Source organism: Pontibacter sp. HJ8 (assembly GCF_054824225.1).
This window is the reverse complement of sequence record NZ_JSYF01000296.1, coordinates 1-1362: the sequence shown is the minus strand read 5'-3', so window position 1 is coordinate 1362 and position 1362 is coordinate 1. Positions and strand designations below refer to the sequence as shown.

General features: G+C 54.3%; 2 protein-coding genes. One reads left to right on the top strand and one right to left on the bottom strand.

Annotation, left to right across the window (positions count from 1 at the left end; genetic code table 11):
* Positions 1–59 precede the first annotated feature (59 nt).
* On the bottom strand, positions 60–272 hold the full coding sequence (locus OB13_RS13450; RefSeq protein ID WP_461490684.1) for a hypothetical protein: 213 nt from the start codon (positions 270–272) through the stop codon (positions 60–62).
* Between the two features lie 83 nt (positions 273–355).
* On the opposite strand from OB13_RS13450, the gene OB13_RS13445 reads away from it, so the two are divergent.
* On the top strand, positions 356–1362 hold a 1007-nt coding region (locus OB13_RS13445; RefSeq protein ID WP_461490683.1), incomplete at its 3' end, for a J domain-containing protein.

Sequence of the window (1362 nt, the reverse complement as noted above, 5' to 3'; positions counted from 1 at the left end):
GCAGTGTGCGCAGCTCCTGCGAGTGTCTGGTATGGGATTGGCGGTTGAACCCCTTGCTGTCAAAACGCAGATAAAGAAATCCGGAACAGCACCAGTGGGTAGGGACAGGTCGCGACCTGTCCGCTCGTACACCAGGTATAGGAAAAACGCTCTTCGGGGTTTCCCAATCCCGAAGCCAACCTGAAGGGGATATCCTTATCCCCGCGGGCAGGTATAGGTATAGCCTTTGACACAGACACTCGCAGGAGCTGCGAGGTCGGAGGAACGGGCATGCGTATGCTGTTATCAGAAAGCAGCGTATCTTTGCAAATCACCAGGCAGGTAACATACCTGGCTCAAGTCTCAAGTTTAGTTTATGTCTCACTCCAACAAGCCCGTTCCCTCTCTCACACCTCAAATTAGCTCTAACGGCCAACGCCAACTCAGCAAGCTGCAACAGGAGTTCAACCAGAAGGTAGCGCAGGTGGAACAGCTGAAACAGGAAACTGCCGCGCGCCGCGCCAGCATGAGCCAGGCCCGCAAGCGGATCGAGAAAGAGCTGCTGCCCATCATTGCACGGCAGATTGCGAAGCGCGTGGAATTGGTGCAGCTGCTGGATGAAGCTTTCGCCCTGCCCCTCTTCAGCTTTCGGGAGAAAGAGAAACTGGCCCTGCTCATTGCCGACATCACGTTTGATTTGATTGCTCAGTATGAGCGCCAGGACATGATAGTCCTGCACGACAGGTATGCAGAATTCCCTTATGCGGAACGTATTGTCCTGGACGAAGAAGACGAAACCGATCTGACAGCAGGTATAGCAGAAGAGGAGCCAGATATAGCCGAAGACTTCGGGGACCTGGATGAGTATGAGCGCATACAGGCGCAGTTGGACCGGGAGATGGAGCAGCGCGAGCAGGAAAAGCAGAACCGCCAGAAAGGACGCAAAACCAAGGCCCAGCAGGAAAAAGAGGCAAAAGCAAAGGCCGAGCTCAACAACATCAGCAAGGCCAGCCGCCGCGTATATACCGACCTGGCCAAGCAACTGCACCCCGACAAGGAACAGGACGAAACGAAGCGTGCCTGGAAAGACGAGGCCATGAAGAAGGTAACCCAGGCCTACCACCACGATGACTTCTTTGAACTGCTACGCCTCCAGATGGAGTTTCTGCAGGAACAGGGCCAGGCGCTGGATAAACTCCCCGATGAGCAACTCCAGTATTATGTGCAGCTTCTGACCGATCAGGTAAATGAGCTGAAACAGGAACTGGACGCTTTCACCTTCGGCCCGGACACTGATTTTTACAACCGTTTCTGCGGCAGCCCCAAACAAATGGACCAGAAGTTCAAGCGCGCCAAAGAGGATCTGAACCAGGAACTGGAAAG

What these genes read in the sequence shown, in the direction of transcription:
- OB13_RS13450 (WP_461490684.1), bottom strand. Translation starts at nt 272, where the DNA reads ATGCCCGTTCCTCCGACCTCGCAGCTCCTGCGAGTGTCTGTGTCAAAG.